General features: G+C 63.4%; 14 protein-coding genes. 4 read left to right on the top strand and 10 right to left on the bottom strand.

Annotated features, from left to right (window positions below; translation table 11 throughout):
• Together NL123_RS12685 and dapF are read left to right on the top strand one after the other, a co-directional pair.
• Positions 1-1,596 carry a L,D-transpeptidase family protein gene (locus NL123_RS12685; protein WP_494357894.1) on the top strand — a complete coding sequence of 532 codons (1,596 nt, stop codon included), beginning with the start codon at positions 1-3 and terminating at the stop codon, positions 1,594-1,596.
• Positions 1,597-1,848: 252 nt separating this feature from the next.
• A complete protein-coding gene (gene dapF, locus NL123_RS12690; RefSeq protein WP_494357895.1) occupies positions 1,849-2,652 on the top strand; it encodes a diaminopimelate epimerase in 804 nt (267 codons plus the stop codon).
• Here the strand turns inward: dapF and NL123_RS12695 are convergent.
• Positions 2,640-3,782, bottom strand: a complete 1,143-nt coding sequence (locus tag NL123_RS12695; protein ID WP_494357896.1) for a PAS domain-containing sensor histidine kinase — start codon at positions 3,780-3,782, stop codon at positions 2,640-2,642. The two genes, dapF and NL123_RS12695, sit on opposite strands and share 13 nt — an antisense overlap.
• Positions 3,772-4,587: an alpha/beta fold hydrolase gene (locus NL123_RS12700; RefSeq protein WP_494357897.1), complete on the bottom strand. Its 816-nt coding sequence runs from the start codon at positions 4,585-4,587 to the stop codon at positions 3,772-3,774. The genes NL123_RS12695 and NL123_RS12700 overlap by 11 nt, the downstream gene beginning before the upstream one ends.
• A 128-nt stretch (positions 4,588-4,715) precedes the next feature.
• Here NL123_RS12700 and NL123_RS12705 point away from each other — a divergent pair, with 128 nt between their 5' ends.
• Positions 4,716-5,921, top strand: coding sequence for a TPM domain-containing protein (locus tag NL123_RS12705; protein WP_494357898.1), 1,206 nt, complete (start codon positions 4,716-4,718; stop codon positions 5,919-5,921).
• A 4-nt stretch (positions 5,922-5,925) separates the two neighbouring features.
• Here the strand turns inward: NL123_RS12705 and NL123_RS12710 are convergent, their stop codons facing one another.
• The 3 genes from NL123_RS12710 to NL123_RS12720 form a co-directional block, all read right to left on the bottom strand.
• On the bottom strand, positions 5,926-6,351 hold the full coding sequence (locus NL123_RS12710) for a GNAT family N-acetyltransferase (protein WP_494357899.1): 426 nt from the start codon (positions 6,349-6,351) through the stop codon (positions 5,926-5,928).
• A gap of 273 nt (positions 6,352-6,624) precedes the next feature.
• Positions 6,625-7,116 carry a GNAT family N-acetyltransferase gene (locus NL123_RS12715; protein ID WP_494357900.1) on the bottom strand — a complete coding sequence of 164 codons (492 nt, stop codon included), beginning with the start codon at positions 7,114-7,116 and terminating at the stop codon, positions 6,625-6,627.
• Positions 7,117-7,371: 255 nt separating this feature from the next.
• A complete protein-coding gene (locus NL123_RS12720) occupies positions 7,372-8,787 on the bottom strand; it encodes a purine-cytosine permease family protein (protein WP_494357901.1) in 1,416 nt (471 codons plus the stop codon).
• Positions 8,788-9,005: 218 nt separating this feature from the next.
• Between NL123_RS12720 and NL123_RS12725 the strand changes: the two genes are divergently transcribed.
• On the top strand, positions 9,006-9,917 hold the full coding sequence (locus NL123_RS12725) for a LysR substrate-binding domain-containing protein (protein ID WP_248482148.1): 912 nt from the start codon (positions 9,006-9,008) through the stop codon (positions 9,915-9,917).
• A gap of 105 nt (positions 9,918-10,022) precedes the next feature.
• On the opposite strand, the gene argE is transcribed toward NL123_RS12725, so the two are convergent.
• The 5 genes from argE to NL123_RS12750 all read right to left on the bottom strand — a co-directional run bounded on the left by argE (position 10,023) and on the right by NL123_RS12750 (position 14,321).
• Positions 10,023-11,168, bottom strand: a complete 1,146-nt coding sequence (argE, locus tag NL123_RS12730; protein ID WP_494357902.1) for an acetylornithine deacetylase — start codon at positions 11,166-11,168, stop codon at positions 10,023-10,025.
• Positions 11,165-11,842, bottom strand: a complete 678-nt coding sequence (locus NL123_RS12735) for a DUF1028 domain-containing protein (RefSeq protein WP_494357903.1) — start codon at positions 11,840-11,842, stop codon at positions 11,165-11,167. Before NL123_RS12735 ends, argE begins: the two co-directional genes overlap by 4 nt.
• A 10-nt stretch (positions 11,843-11,852) precedes the next feature.
• Positions 11,853-12,263 carry a RidA family protein gene (locus NL123_RS12740; protein WP_003207327.1) on the bottom strand — a complete coding sequence of 137 codons (411 nt, stop codon included), beginning with the start codon at positions 12,261-12,263 and terminating at the stop codon, positions 11,853-11,855.
• 23 nt (positions 12,264-12,286) lie between these two features.
• The gene (locus NL123_RS12745) at positions 12,287-13,618 is read right to left on the bottom strand and encodes a flavin-containing monooxygenase (protein ID WP_494357904.1); all 1,332 of its coding nucleotides are present in this window, start codon (positions 13,616-13,618) and stop codon (positions 12,287-12,289) included.
• A 97-nt stretch (positions 13,619-13,715) separates the two neighbouring features.
• On the bottom strand, positions 13,716-14,321 hold the full coding sequence (locus NL123_RS12750; RefSeq protein WP_494357905.1) for a LuxR C-terminal-related transcriptional regulator: 606 nt from the start codon (positions 14,319-14,321) through the stop codon (positions 13,716-13,718).
• Positions 14,322-14,401 lie beyond the last annotated feature (80 nt).

Raw genomic sequence — 14,401 nt, forward strand, 5'->3', positions numbered from 1 at the left:
TTGTTCAAAAAACACGCATGTTACTTGAGCATTTGCCTGCTCGTTGCACCATTGGTCGCGACAGCCGACGCGCTGCCGGTCGAGCCGTTGCCGGTGACAACACCTGCGCCGGTCGATCTGGCGCCGGTGCAGCAGGCCTTGGCGCAATTGCCGAGCGTTTGCCCCGGCTTGGCGCCGCAGATTGACGCCGCCGCCCAACTGCGTCTGCAAGCGTTCTACCAACAGCAGGGGAATCTGCCGTTGTGGTCCGCCGACGAGCGCCGGCAAGCCCTGCAATCTCAGTTGCTGATGCTCGCCGATGACGGCCTGGACCCCACCCACTATAGCCTGCCTGTGCCAGATGCCACGGCCAACGTGCTGTGCAGCGACATCGCGACCAGCCAGCACTACCTGCAAGCCCTGCAGGATCTGCACTACGGGCGCCTGCAGCAATCGCGCTTCGAGCCCTTGTGGCATTCCCAGCCACCGACCCGCGACGCCAACGTTGAAGTGCTGGCCTTTGCCGCCACCGGCCTGCAAGACATGCCCCAGGCGTTCGATCAGGCACGCCCCAGCGCAGACCTCTACCGCAGCCTGCGCAATGCCTATTCCACCGTGCGCCAGCAACCGCTGCCGCATTGGGACCCGGTCGCCAGCGGCCCGTTGTTGCGCCCTGGCATGGACGACCCGCGCGTACCGGAACTGGCGCGGCGCCTGATCGGTGGGGGTTACCTGGCCAAGGCCCCCGGCGGCAAGCAGTACGGTGACGAGTTGGTCAAGGCGGTCAAGGCCTTTCAACTGAGCCATTCACTGCAGGCCGACGGCGTGATCGGCGCCGGTACGGTGGCCGAGCTCAACATCAGCCCGGCGATCCGTCGCGAACAATTGCGTATCAACCTCGAACGCTTCCGCTGGCTGGCCCAGGACCTTGAGCCTGAAGGCGTGCTGGTCAACGTCGCCGCCGCGCAACTGAGCGTGTACCAGAGCGGCATCCCCGTGTGGCAGACCCGCCTGCAAGTGGGCCGTGCCGAACGCCAGACGCCGTTGCTCAAGTCGCGCATCACCCGGCTGACCCTCAACCCAACCTGGACCATCCCGCCCACCATCATGCGCGAGGACAAACTCCCGGCCATCCGCCTCAACCCTGAATACCTGCGCCAGCAGAACCTGCAAGTGCTCGATGCCGAAGGCCACCCGCTGGCGCCGGAACAGATCGACTGGGCGCGCCCGGGCAATATCCTGCTGCGCCAGGAAGCCGGCCCGCGCAACCCGCTGGGCAAGATCGTGATGCGCTTTCCCAACCCGTACTCGGTGTACCTGCACGACACGCCGAGCCAGCCGCTGTTCACCAAAGGGCCACGGGCATTCAGTTCGGGGTGTGTGCGGGTCGAGCAACCGCTGCTCTTGCGCGATCTGCTGGTGAGCCCGGCCGAACGTGCGCGCACCGATGAACTGCTGGCCACCGGCGTGACCCACGAATTCAGGCTGGCCACGCCGGTGCCGGTGTTGTTGAGTTACTGGACGGTGGAGGTCGATCGCCAGGGCGGTCTGGTATATGCGCCGGATATTTATGGGCGAGACCTGGTGTTGATGAAGGCGATGGGCAGTGTGTTATAGGCGACTCAACCTTGTGGCGAGCGGGCTTGCCCCGCGTTGGGCTGCGCAGCAGCCCCAGTAAGCCCCCCCGCATTTCCCCTGTCAGAACGCATTGCCTGGTTTTCAGGGCCGCTTCGCGCCCCAACGCGGGGCAAGCCCGCTCGCCACAACAGGCCCGCTTACCACAGTACAGTGAAGTCATTCGCCAGCGGTGCGAGGTGAGCCTTTCAGAGTATCCTTCAGTTCCCCCACAGGTCGACCACAGGACAACCAATGCTTGTGCCGTTCGTGAAAATGCACGCCCATGGCGACGACTTCATCATCATCGACCGCCGTGGCGTGCACGATCCCATTACCTCGCAGATCGCCCGGCGCCTGGGCGACCGTCACACCGGTATCGGTTTCAACCAGCTTGCCGTGGTGCTCGACTGCGATGACGCCGCTGCGCGCATCAAGTTCTGGAACCCCAACGGTACGCCGCTGGCCACCTGCGGCAGCGCTACCCGTGGCGTGGCTGATCGCTTGATGCATGAGGCCGCTACGGATTCGGTGCTGTTGCGCACCGACCGCGGCCTGCTGACCTGTGTGCGTGCACCCGGGCGGCAGGTGTCGGTGAACATGGGCGAGCCGTCGCTGGACTGGCGCGCAGTGCCGCTGGCCGAGGCCATGGACACGCTTGTTTTACCTATCGAGGGCGACCCCGCCGCGTGCAGCATGGGTAACCCGCACTGTACGTTTTTCGTGGATGACCTCCGCGCAATCGACGTCGCCACCGTGGGCCCTAGGCTGGAAAAACATCGGTTGTTCCCGGACAAGACCAATGTGCATTTCGTGCAGGTGCTCGACCGCGGGCATATTCGCCTGCGCATCTGGGAGCGTGGCGGCGGCGTGCCGCTGGGCTCCGGCTCGTGCTGCTGCGGCGCGGTGGTCAATGGGATTCGGCGCGGTTTGCTGGATGCCACGGTGCAGGTGCAGTGCGACGGCGGCACGGTGACCGTGCACTGGGCGGGCGAGGGCGGTGTGGTGCTGACCGGCAGCGTCGAGCCGGTGATGCAAGGCAGCGCCTACGTACTCTGAAACGTTACGGTAAAGGTAGTGCCGCCGGTAGCACAGGAACTCACCGTCACGTCCCCGCCGTGCACCCTGGCCAACTCGCGCACGATATACAGGCCCAGGCCCACGCTGCGCACATCGCTGCCCTGTTCGGTGCCTCGGGTCATGGGTTCGAACAGCCCGGCCAGCAACGCTTCGGGAATGGCCGCGCCATGGTTGTGTACCGCCACTTCGCAGCCGCCATTATCCAGGCGTGAGGTGATGGTGATCGGTTGCAGCAAGTCGCCATAGGCCACACTGTTGGCCACCAGGTTGCCGATGATCTGCTGCACGCGGTCGGCGTCCAGGCAGGCGTCGCCATTGCCTTCGGCGTGATGCTCCAACGTCGCCTTGGGGAACGCCACGCGCAGTTCATCCACGGCGCGATGAATCACGCCATGCAAGTCCAACGGCAGGGCCTTGATAGTGATGCCCTGGCCGACCCGGGCCTGGGTGAAGTCCAGCAGGTCGGCGATCATGCGTTGGGCGCGCTCGGACGACTGGCCGATATGCCCCAGCAACTGGCGTTCCTTGGCCGTGCGTTCACTGCGGCTGAGAAAGTCAGAGGCCATGCGGATGGCGGTGAGCGGGTTCTTCAGGTCATGGCTGACAATCGCCACCATCTGCTCGGCGAACAGTGCGCGGCGCTGGGAAATCGCATAGGCCTCGCGCAACTCGGCCTGGGCTTGCTGCAAGGCCAGTTCGGTGGCGGTTTTTTCCTGCAACAGCGCTTCGGCCAGGTTGCGTGCGTTGAGCAGTTCGCGTTCGTACTTGTCGCGGTCGGTGGTGCCGAACAGGGCCAGGTCGTACACCGCGACGTCGGCCTGCTCGCGCTTGTTGCCGTTGAGCAGCACGGTGATCTTGTGGCCGTCACGGTGCAGCATGTCCAGCTTCACCTCGTTGACACTGCCATGCATGCGCAACATGGGCGCCAGGTGGGTCTGGTGAAAGATGCGCCCACCCATGGTGAGCAGGTCCTGGAAGCGCTTGCCGCACAACTCGGCGGCGCTGAAGCCCAGCCATTCGCTGAAGCGTGCGTTGGTTTGCACCAGGGTGCCATCTTCCGAGGTGACGGCCAGGGCGCAGGCGGCGCTGTCGAACAGATCAGCTGGCACGTGCAGTTGTCCACGGCGCAAGGAAGCTGTCCATGGCCGCCGCGCAAGCCTGGGGGGCACTCATGTGCGGGCAATGGCCGACGTTGTCCACCAGGTGATAGGTGCTGTTGGGCAACATGCTGTGCAGGTATTCGCCGACAGCCACCGGGGCGATCAGGTCATCGGTCGACTGCAGGATCAGCACCGGGGTGGTCAGGCCGATCACATCCTGGCGGTTGTCCGACATAAAGGTCACCCGTGCGAACTGCTTGGCGATATCCGGTTCGGTGCGGCAGAAGCTCTTGGTCAGCTCTTCGCCCAATGCGGGTTGATCAGGCGCGCCCATGATCACCGGGGCCATGGCGCTGGACCAGCCTAGGTAGTTGCTGTCGAGGGTGTCGAGCAGGTCTTCGATATCGCTACGCTTGAAACCGCCGATATAGCCGTCTTCATCGATATAGCGCGGCGACGGGCCGATCATCACGTGGGCGGCGATACGCCCCGGGGCCTGGCGGTCGGCGAGGGTGCCGATCATCGCGCTGACCGAGTGGCCTACCAGAATCACCGGGCCGATGGCATGGGCGTCGATAATCTGATTGAGGTCCCGGGCATAGCCGTCCAGCGTGCTGTACTTGTCTTTGTCGTACGCGCTCAGGTCAGACAGGCCGGCGCCCACCAGGTCGTACAGCACCACACGAAAACGCTCGAGGAAATGCGGCGCCAGGTAGTTCCACATGGCCTGGTTGCAGCCAAAACCATGGGAGAACACCAGGGTCGACGTGCCGGTGCCCATCACATTGACGTTGTTGCGCTGACGTAGATCCATGGATTTTCCGGTTATGGCGTATTGCTATGTATCCGCGCAGTTTAGATAGTCAACGCCGTGGGGTCACGCGTTATAGCGTTGATAAGGTAAAGTCGGCGCCTTCAGGAAGAAACTTCAGGTAACAAAGCATGATGGCGATTTTGCGGCAATCGATCCTGGGCCTGGTGGCGCTGCTGCTCATCGGCCTGTTGAGCGCGGCCCATGCGGAGGATTCGCCCATCGGCGTGGCTCTCGACCAGCGGGTGATCGACCTCACCAACACCCTGGACGTCGCCACTGCCACCCGTCTGAAAAACCAGCTCGCCGACCTGGAAAAGCGCAAAGGCGCGCAAATTGCGCTGCTGCTGGTGCCCACCACGGGGGGTGCGAGTATCGAGGACTACGCCAACCAACTGTTCCGTGCCTGGAAGCTGGGGCGCAAGGACATCAACGACGGCATCCTGCTGCTGGTGGCCAAGGATGATCGCAAGGTGCGTATCGAGGTGGGCTATGGCCTGGAAGGCACAGTGACCGACCTGTTGGCCCATCGCATCATCGAAGAACACATTACGCCGGCGTTTCGCCAGGGCGATTTTGTGGGCGGCGTCTCCCAGGGCGTGAACGACCTGGTGGTGCTGGTGGACGGTGGTGACTTGCCCGCGATTGCGGGGCCGGGGCTCAATCCGCAGTTCATTGCGATACTGCTGGCGTTTGTCATCGGCGCTATCGGCGGAGTGCTTATCGCCGCCGGCAAGCTGCATTGGCGCCGCGCGTTGATTGCCACCGCGCTGGTGACAGTACTCCTGACGATCTATGGCGGCGGGCGCGATTGGCCGATGTACCTGTTTGTCGTGCCGCTGACGTTGCTGATCGGCGGCGCCACATTCGGCGCATTGTGGCTGGCGCGTGGGGTGTTTTACAGCGTGTTGGGGCTGCTGGCGTACATCGTCGGGGTGCTGGTGGTGAATCACTTCGTCGAGGTCAATTTCGTCCATTGGCTGGTGTGGCCGTTTGGCGGCGCCTTGGTACTGGGGTTATACGTGGGGCTGTTTTTCGTCATCCGTGAATCCTGGAAAAAACGCCCGCGCTTTTTCATGTTACGTGTGTTGGCGGTGCTGGCGGTCTATGTGGCCGTGGGGGTGTTGCTGGGGCAGGGTTACCAGGGCTGGATAGTGGCGATACCGGCCGCGTCGATCGTGGCGTTTATTGTGTTTATCCAGAGTATTTCCGAGGGCGGCTCGGGGTCTGGCGGGGGTTCCGGCTCAAGCTCCGGAAGCTCCCGTTCCAGTTCCAGCAGCAGTTCATCGGGCGGCGGTGGTTCCAGTGGCGGCGGCGGGGCGTCAGGGAGCTGGTAAAACATCACAGCGCCTTAGACAGAAACACCCGGCTGCTGCCGTCCGGTTCGCATGGAATCTCACCAAAGCGCACCCAGCCGTGCTTCTCGTAAAAACCCGGCGCTTGAAAACTGAGGGTGTACAGCACTGCGTGGCGACAGCCGCGGCGCCGGGCTTCATCTTCAAAGGCGTGCAGCAACTGACTGCCAAGACCCGCCCCGCGCAGGGTGTCGGGCAGATGAAACAGATCGAGAAACGCCGTGCCCAGGGTGGTTTTGCCGGTGATGCCGCCAAGGATTTGCCGGGTGTCGGGATCCTTGATCAGCACCGCCAGCAAGCGCCGGTCGTTATACCCCGTGATGGCCTCATTGAACGCCGCCAAGCCGGCGCCGAGGACAGGCTCCGCGTCGGGGTTGGGCTGGTCGCTGACTTCAATGTGGAGGGCTGTCATCACGGGTTCTCGTCTGGCTTATGCGCGTTGCCATCCTCCCATGTTATCGGCCTTGATCTCAAAATCTATTGGTTCGCGGTACGGATCTCCCAGCGGCGTATATTGCCCTTTGCCCGCCGCCTGGGTGGGTTGCCAGCTTTGCGTATTGGGGTCGAACACTTCGGCATCATCCCCGGCGGTGTCATCCAGGGGGATGTGGCGTGGCTGGTCGTTATCGATGTGTGTTGCAAGCGCTTGCGTCCGGACACACAAGTGCCGCCTTGACCCGGGGGGCTAGAACACCATCACCATCTCATGCCACGCCATGCCACCGTGATCCGACGGCGACGGCTGCACATACTGGTAACCCATGCGCTCATACAGCGCCACATGCTGTTCCTTGCACATCAGATGAATCGTCTGCTTGCCCATGCCGCGCATGCGCTGCACAAACTCGGTCATTAACGTTTTTGAGTAACCCTTGCCCTGGTGCGCCGGGTCGACCACCACCGACATGATCACCACATTCGGCGCGTCGGCCGAGTGGCCCACCAACTCCTTGAACGCTTCATCTGACATCACCACCTTGTGGGCGCAGCCGCCGTTGATGAAACCCACCACTTCGCCAGCCGCTTCCAGGATCAGAAAACCTTGCGGGTACTGCGCAATACGCGTGGCGATCTTTTCCAGGGTGGCGGCCTCGTCGCCTTCGTAGGCGGTGGTCTCGATTTCAAAGCAACGGGCGGCGTCGGCGGGGAGGGCGTTGCGCAAGGTGAGGGCGGGCATGGGCGTTTCCTGAGGCATTGAACGAGAGGCCACATGATAGACAAACATCGACCCGAGCGACACAGATCCCCTGTGGCGAGCAGGCTGTTGTGGCGAGCGGGCTTGCCCCGCGTTGGGCTGCGAAGCAGCCCCAAATTCAGCACAGGAGACCTGCCTGGCACACCGCATTCAACCTTACTGGGGCCGCTGCGCAGCCCAACGCGGGCCAAGCCCGCTCGCCACAATGACTTCATCACTCAGCTCACAGGGAGTGCATCAAACCCCACCCACCAACTTCCCTCCGTCCATCCGCCGCTTATACGCACTGTCCCGACTCGCCAACCAGAAGTACAACGGCGACGTCACCACCAACCCCACCACCCAGGACAGGTCCGCCCCGTTGATATGCGCCGAAATCGGTCCGACATACAGCGGCGTGTTCATGAACGGAATCTGCACCACGATCCCCACTGCATACGCCAGCAATGCCTGTGGGTTGTATCGCCCGTAAATCCCGCCGTCCACGCGGAAGATCGAGGCGATGTCGTACTGGCCTTTGTGGATCGCATAGAAGTCGATCAGGTTGATCGCCGTCCACGGCACCAGTACCACTAGTAGCACCAGCACCATGTCGACGAAGTGGCCGATGAAGTCCTTGGAGGCAAACACCGCGGCAATCGCACAGGCCGCCAACACCAGGATCGAGATCACCGCGCGGCTTTTGGCGGTGGGAATCCAGCGGTATGCAAAGGTCTGCACCAGGGTGATGATCGACAGCACGGCACCATACAAATTGAGTGCGTTGTGGCTGATCACGCTGAGCAGAAACAGCACCAGCATCAACGGGCCGATGGCGCCGGTGGCGAGTTTGACGGCGTCCATGGTGTCCATGCCGACCGGGGTGGCGAGCACCGCGACGGCGCCGAAGATGAACGACAGGCTGGAGCCCAAGGCCGAGCCGAGGTAGGTGGTCCAGAAGGTGGAGGCGACCGGCACGTCGGCCGGCAGGTAGCGCGAGTAGTCGGAGACGTAGGGCGCGAATGCGATTTGCCACAGCGCCGCCAGGGACACGGTCGCCAGCCAACCGGAGATGTTGAATTCACCACGGGTCAGGAAGTCGGTGGTCTGTACGTGGGTGAAGATATAGCCGAACCCCAGCACGATCCCGGCGCCCAGCACCCAGGTGCCGATGCGGTTGAGTACGTGGATGAAGCGGTAGCCGATGATGCCGATGATGCCGGAGCCGATGGCGCCGATCACGATGCCCACCGGCACGGGCACGGCGTCGACCACGCCGTGCAGGGACTTGCCCGCCAGCACGATGTTGGAGGCGAAAAAGCCGACGTACATCACGCCGGCAATCACCACCACCAGCAGTGCGCCGAGTGAGCCGAACTGGGCACGGCTCTGAATCATTTGCGGGATGCCCATCTGCGGGCCCTGGGCCGAGTGCAACGCCATCAACACGCCGCCGACCAGGTGGCCAACGAGGATCGCGACGATGCCCCAGAGCAGGTTGAGGTGGAACAGTTGCACACCCAGCGCCCCCGTGACGATCGGCAACGGCGCGATGTTGCCGCCGAACCACAGGGTGAACAGGTCTCTGACCTTTCCATGGCGGTCTTCCGGGGGCACGTATCCAATCGTGTGTTTTTCGATAAGCGGGGCGGAGGATGTTGCAGTGGTAACCATGACGAGCTCCAAGGCAAGGTGAGTACGTTGACGTACTTCGCTGTGCGCCACCTGCGCGGCGCTTTGTTGTTGGAGTGATCATCTGCAATGGGCGCGGGGAGGTAAATTAGTAAGTTTGTTGCTATAGACCTTAAAAAATATAGCTCGCGTCTTGTCGCGCTCGGGTATGTTGCCTACACCTGATTGACGGGCGAAGTCCCACGTTTCTGGAGGTCCCGATGGCTGCCTACAACCTGCGCCAGCTCAGATATTTCGTCACCACCGCCGAGTGCGGCAGCGTCGCCGAGGCGTCGCGCAAGCTGTATATCGCGCAGCCGTCGGTATCCACGGCGATCAAGCAGCTGGAAGACAGCTTTGGCGTGCAGCTGTTTATCCGTCATCACGCCCAGGGCGTGTCGCTGACACCCAGCGGCGCACGCTTTTACCGCAAGGCGCTGGAGCTGCTGCGGGTGGCCCACGAGTTCGAGCAGAACGCCCTGGCGGACAATGACGTGGTGGCGGGGCAGATCGATATCGGCTGCTTCGAAACCGTGGCGCCGCTGTACCTGCCGCGCCTGATCGCCGGCTTCAAGGCGCGTTGGCCGGGGGTGGAAATCCGTATCCGCGATGGCGAACAACAGGAGCTGGTGCAGGCGCTGACGGCGGGCAGTATCGACGTGGCCATGCTGTTCGAGCACGACCTGGGCGCGACTATCGAGACCACGCCGCTGATGCCGCCGCAGCAGCCCTATGCGTTGTTGCCGGCCGATCATCGCTTTGCGCAACAGGCCAAGGTGTCGCTGGCAGACCTGGTGCTGGAACCGATGATCCTGCTGGACGTGCTGCCCAGCCGCACCTACTTCGTGAGCATCTTTGAAGAACGCGGGCTGACGCCGAATATCGTGTTCAGCTCGCCGTCGATCGAGATGGTGCGGGGCATGGTGGGGCGGGGGTTCGGGTTTTCGATTCTGGTGACCAAGCCGTTCACCGAGTACACCTACGATGGGCAGAAGGTGGTGTGTGTGCCGTTGGCCGAGACCGTCACTGGTTCCGGCCTGTCGGCGGTATGGCTGCGCCGCGCACCGCTGACCAAGCCGGTGCAGCTGTTTGTCGATTACTGCCAAGAAGAACTCGCCCGAATCCTTGGCTAAATCCAGGCATGCCTTGCTTTTGTAGTGAGCGAGCTTGCCTCGCGCGGGGCAAGCCCGCTCACTACAAAACCAAGCGCTTACCAGGCTCTGCATGAATCCAAGTGCTCAAGCGCGAACAGACGCCAACATCCGCCCCAACATCGCATCACACCCCGCCAGTTGCTCCACCGTCACAAACTCATCCGGCTTATGCCCCTGGTCCATGCTGCCCGGCCCGCACACCACCGTGGGAATGCCCACTGCATCAAACAACCCGCCTTCGGTCCCAAACGCCACCGTCCCGAATTCCTTCGAACCGGAAAACGCCGCAATCCACTGCGCCGCCTGGCTGCGCTCGTCGGTGACCAAGCCGGGGTACGCCGACAGCTCGGTAAACCGAATCGCACTCTGCGCACTCACTGCCTGCATGCGTGGCAGCATCTGCTGCTCGGCGTACGCCTTCAATTCGTCCGCCACCTCGGACGGGTCCTGCGACGGCAACGCGCGCACTTCGAAATCAAACCGGCAATCCGCCGGCACGATGTTGAGGGCCTTGCCGCCACTGATCACCCCGGCCTGCACCGTGCTGAACGGCGGATCAAACCGCGCATCCTGGGTATCGCGCAGGCGCTGGCCAATTCGCCCCAACTCACCGATCAACTCGGCGGCATGTTCAATCGCATTCACTCCATACGGCGCATAGGCGGAGTGACACGCCTCGCCATGTACATCGCAACGCATCGCCAGCTTGCCCTTGTGCCCGAGCACCGGCTTGAGTTCGGTGGGTTCGCCGATGATGCACAGCATGGGTTTGACCGGGCGTTGCTCCAACACTGCAAGCAACGAACGCACGCCCAGGCAACCGACTTCTTCGTCATAGGACAGGGCGATGTGCACCGGCACCCGCAGCGGTGCGGCGACCAACGCCGGCACCAGCGCCAGCACGCAGGCGATATAGCCCTTCATGTCGGCGGTGCCGCGGCCAAACAGTTTGCCGTCGCGTTCGGTCAGCTCGAACGGCGGCATCGTCCAGGGCTGGCCGTCCACCGGCACTACATCGGTATGCCCCGACAGCACAATGCCGGGCAATTCCACCGGGCCGACGCTGGCAAACAGGTTGGCCTTGCTGCGTTCCAGGTTGTAGACCAACTCGCTGGCCACCCCGAAACCGGCCAGGTAATCGCGCACGAACTCGATCAGTTGCAGGTTGGATTCACGGCTGGTGGTGTCGAACGCAACCAGCGATTGCAGCAGTTCGCGGCTGGTGCTCATCGGTCATCTCCGGCCACGCCGTAGCCGGGCGAACGGTCCGGGGCGAGGGCGCGGTCGATGTAGTCCTGCACCTGCGGACGGTAGGCGTCCCAGAGTGTTTGCAGTGCGAGGATCGGTTGTTCATCGGCCCAATCCACGCGCAGGTTGATGATCGGCCAGGTCAGTTCGCCCACCACCACCAGCGCAGCGGAATGCACCGGGCCGGCTTCGCCGCCGGCGGCAATCGCGGCGTGCATGGCCGTCAGCAGTCGGTCGGCCAGTTGGCCTTCACCTTGCTCGAAAGCAGTGACCATCGCCTCGATCACCGCGCGGTCGGCCAGCATGTTGCCCGCCGCCACGCACTGCTCACCTGATACCGCGTGGTGTGTGCCGAGGGTTTCGCTGCCGCTGAAATGCACGGTGCGGCCCAGGTGATCAATCGCCGTCAGTTGCCGGTATTGGCTGTAGCCGTTGCGGGTCAGGGCCGTGTCGATGGCCTCGGCGGGGGCCAGTCCTTGTTCCAGCAGGTCGAGCACGTCCGGGCCCAGGGCCGGCAGCGTGATGTTCTGGGTCGACACGGCACCCACGCCTGGGCGCAGCCACGGGCAGCGGGCGCCCACGGCAATGCTCGAGGAGCTGATGGCGATGCCCAGTTGCCCGGTTTCGGCACAGCGGCCGACGATCGAAAAGGTCATGTGCGGCTCCTTACTCGGGAATAACGGCGATCACATCGATTTCCATCAGCCACTGCGGCTGGCCGAGGGCCGACACCACCAGCCCGGTGGAGATCGGGAACACACCCTTGAGCCACTTGCCGACTTCCTGGTACACCGGCTCGCGGTAGCGCGGGTCGATCAGGTAGGTGGTGGTCTTGACGATGTGGCTGAGGTCGCTGCCGGCTTCCTCCAGCAGTTGCTTGACGTTTTTCATCGCTTGCTCGGCCTGGGCGCGTGGGTCGCCGAGGCCGATCAGGTTGCCGTCGAAATCGGTGCCGACCTGGCCGCGCACGTACACGGTGTTGCCGGCGCGCACGGCCTGGCACAGGTCGTTGTCGAGGCTCTGGTTGGGGTAGGTTTCTTTCGTGTTGAACATGCGGATACGGGTGTGAGTAGGCATCAGGAAAACTCCGGCAATAAGGCTCAGGCGTTGACAGGGGATGGGCGAACCACCGGGGCGGCTTCGCGGTATTCGAGGTATTGACGCTGGATGGCGATGTGGTCGGCCACGTATTTGGCGTCGTGCCACACCCCCCAGATAAACGACGAGCCACGGCGCGACTGCCACGGCAACCCGAGGAAGTAGATCCCGGCTTCGCTGGCCACGCCGCGTTGGTGCTGGGGCTTGCCGGCTTCGTCGAAGGCTGCGACTTTCAACCAGCTGTAGTCCACGGCAAAACCGGTGGCCCAGATGATCGAGGTGACGCCGGCCTTGGCCAGGTCCAGTTGCAGAATCGGGTGCTGGATGCAGTCCGCATCGGGGAACACACGACGGGCTTCGGGCTCAAGGGGCAGGTCCAGGCCGTTGCGTTCGATGTAGGCATCGGCGGCATCCAGCAGGGCCAGGTAGTTTTCATCGCCGCGTGCCAGGTTTTCCACCAGGTTCGGCTGGAACGTGGCGACGCTGCCCTTGAACGCCTGGGTCAGGCCCACCAGGGTCATGCCTTGTTGGGCCAGCTCGCGGAAGTCGATGGTCTTGCCGCCGTGTGCGCCGCTGACGGCAATGGTCACGTGCTCGCGGCCGGGCTTCATCGCGGCCTGGTCCCACTCGCCCAGTACCCCCAGCCACCAGCAGAAGTCGCGGTTGCGGTACGCGCGGGGCGGACGGTCGTGGGCGCCGACCGAGAGGTACACCTGGCGCCCGGAGCGCTGCAATTCATCGGCAATCTGCACGCCGGATGAGCCGGCGCCCACCACCAGCACGGCACCGACCGGCAGTTGCGCGGGGTTGCGGTACTCGGCGGAGTGGATCTGATGCAGCGCAGAGTCTTTTGGTGCGATGGCCGGAATCACCGGCTTCTGGAACGGCCCGGTCGCGGCCACCACGCGGTTGGCTTCGATCACCCCTTCACTGGTGTGCACGGTGAAGCCGGGGCGACCGACATTGCGTACCACCGACAGCACCTCGACGCCGGTACGGATCGGCGCGTTGAACTTGCGCGCGTAGGCTTCAAAGTAATCGGCCACGCGCTCCTTAGGCGCAAACCCGTCCGGGGCGACGGTATCGAATGCCAGGCCGGGAAAGCGGTCATGCCACGCCGGGCCGTTGGCCACCAGCGAATCCCACCGGCCGGTGCGCCAGCGCTCGGCGATGCGGCTGCGCTCCAGTACCAGGTGGGGCACGCCTTGTTTGCTCAGATGCTCGCTCATGGCCACGCCAGCTTGGCCGGCGCCCACCACCAGCGTGTCTGTTTTTGTGAGTGCTTCAGTCATGTCTCTGTCCTTGCGTAATGCAGTTGGATTCAGCGTTGGCATGACTTCAAGGCTAGGGGGAGGGGGGGTATAAATAAAATATTATTAAGCTGGGAAGTGAGCATAAATATCGGATGCAGAGGGGCTCACGCACGGCTTGTCACTGGAACTCTCCGGCATACTTCACGGCGGCCGCCGCCCGCGAGGGCACACCTAGCGTACGCAGCAGCGACGACACATGGATGCGCACGGTAAACGGCGAGATATCCAGGGCCTTGGCGATTTCCTTGTTGGTCTTGCCCTGGGCGATCAGACGCAGCACGTCTTGCTGGCGGGCGGTGAGGGTATGTGTGTCCAGTGGCAGCAGGCCGGAGGGGGCGAACTTGACCAGCACTTCACCTTCGCGGATCGCCAGCAGCGCCTGGCCGATCTCGTCGGGGGCGATGTTCTTGCCGATGAAGCCGTCCGCGCCCAGGGCCATGACCTGATCGATCAGCGCCGGGTCGTCCACCATCGACACCACGATCAGCGTGGTGCGCCGCAATTGCTGGCGCAGTTCGGCCAGTTGGCTCATGCAGGTCAGGCCGGGGAAGCGCAGGTCGAGGATCAGCGTGTCGATCTCGCCGCCTTCGTGGATCAGCGCGAGCACACCGTCGAGGTCGCCGGCTTCCTGCACCAACGCGTCCGGCAGCAGGCGCTGCACGGTGCGCAGCATGCCTTCGCGGAACATCGGGTGGTCATCGGCGATGATGATACGGCCGGTCATGGGGTGCTCCTCCCTGGGGCAAGGTTGTGCCGTTGCATGCTACCTTACCACCGCGCCTCGGGCCTGCCTGCGGTGCGTGA

The sequence above is a fragment of the Pseudomonas sp. FBCC-B1565 genome (assembly GCF_059133265.1).

What these genes read in the sequence shown, in the direction of transcription:
- dapF (WP_494357895.1), top strand. Translation starts at nt 1,849, where the DNA reads ATGCTTGTGCCGTTCGTGAAAATGCACGCCCATGGCGACGACTTCATC.
- NL123_RS12700 (WP_494357897.1), bottom strand. Translation starts at nt 4,587, where the DNA reads ATGGATCTACGTCAGCGCAACAACGTCAATGTGATGGGCACCGGCACG.
- NL123_RS12705 (WP_494357898.1), top strand. Translation starts at nt 4,716, where the DNA reads ATGATGGCGATTTTGCGGCAATCGATCCTGGGCCTGGTGGCGCTGCTG.
- NL123_RS12710 (WP_494357899.1), bottom strand. Translation starts at nt 6,351, where the DNA reads ATGACAGCCCTCCACATTGAAGTCAGCGACCAGCCCAACCCCGACGCG.
- NL123_RS12715 (WP_494357900.1), bottom strand. Translation starts at nt 7,116, where the DNA reads ATGCCCGCCCTCACCTTGCGCAACGCCCTCCCCGCCGACGCCGCCCGT.
- NL123_RS12720 (WP_494357901.1), bottom strand. Translation starts at nt 8,787, where the DNA reads ATGGTTACCACTGCAACATCCTCCGCCCCGCTTATCGAAAAACACACG.
- NL123_RS12725 (WP_248482148.1), top strand. Translation starts at nt 9,006, where the DNA reads ATGGCTGCCTACAACCTGCGCCAGCTCAGATATTTCGTCACCACCGCC.
- argE (WP_494357902.1), bottom strand. Translation starts at nt 11,168, where the DNA reads ATGAGCACCAGCCGCGAACTGCTGCAATCGCTGGTTGCGTTCGACACC.
- NL123_RS12735 (WP_494357903.1), bottom strand. Translation starts at nt 11,842, where the DNA reads ATGACCTTTTCGATCGTCGGCCGCTGTGCCGAAACCGGGCAACTGGGC.
- NL123_RS12740 (WP_003207327.1), bottom strand. Translation starts at nt 12,263, where the DNA reads ATGCCTACTCACACCCGTATCCGCATGTTCAACACGAAAGAAACCTAC.
- NL123_RS12745 (WP_494357904.1), bottom strand. Translation starts at nt 13,618, where the DNA reads ATGCCAACGCTGAATCCAACTGCATTACGCAAGGACAGAGACATGACT.
- NL123_RS12750 (WP_494357905.1), bottom strand. Translation starts at nt 14,321, where the DNA reads ATGACCGGCCGTATCATCATCGCCGATGACCACCCGATGTTCCGCGAA.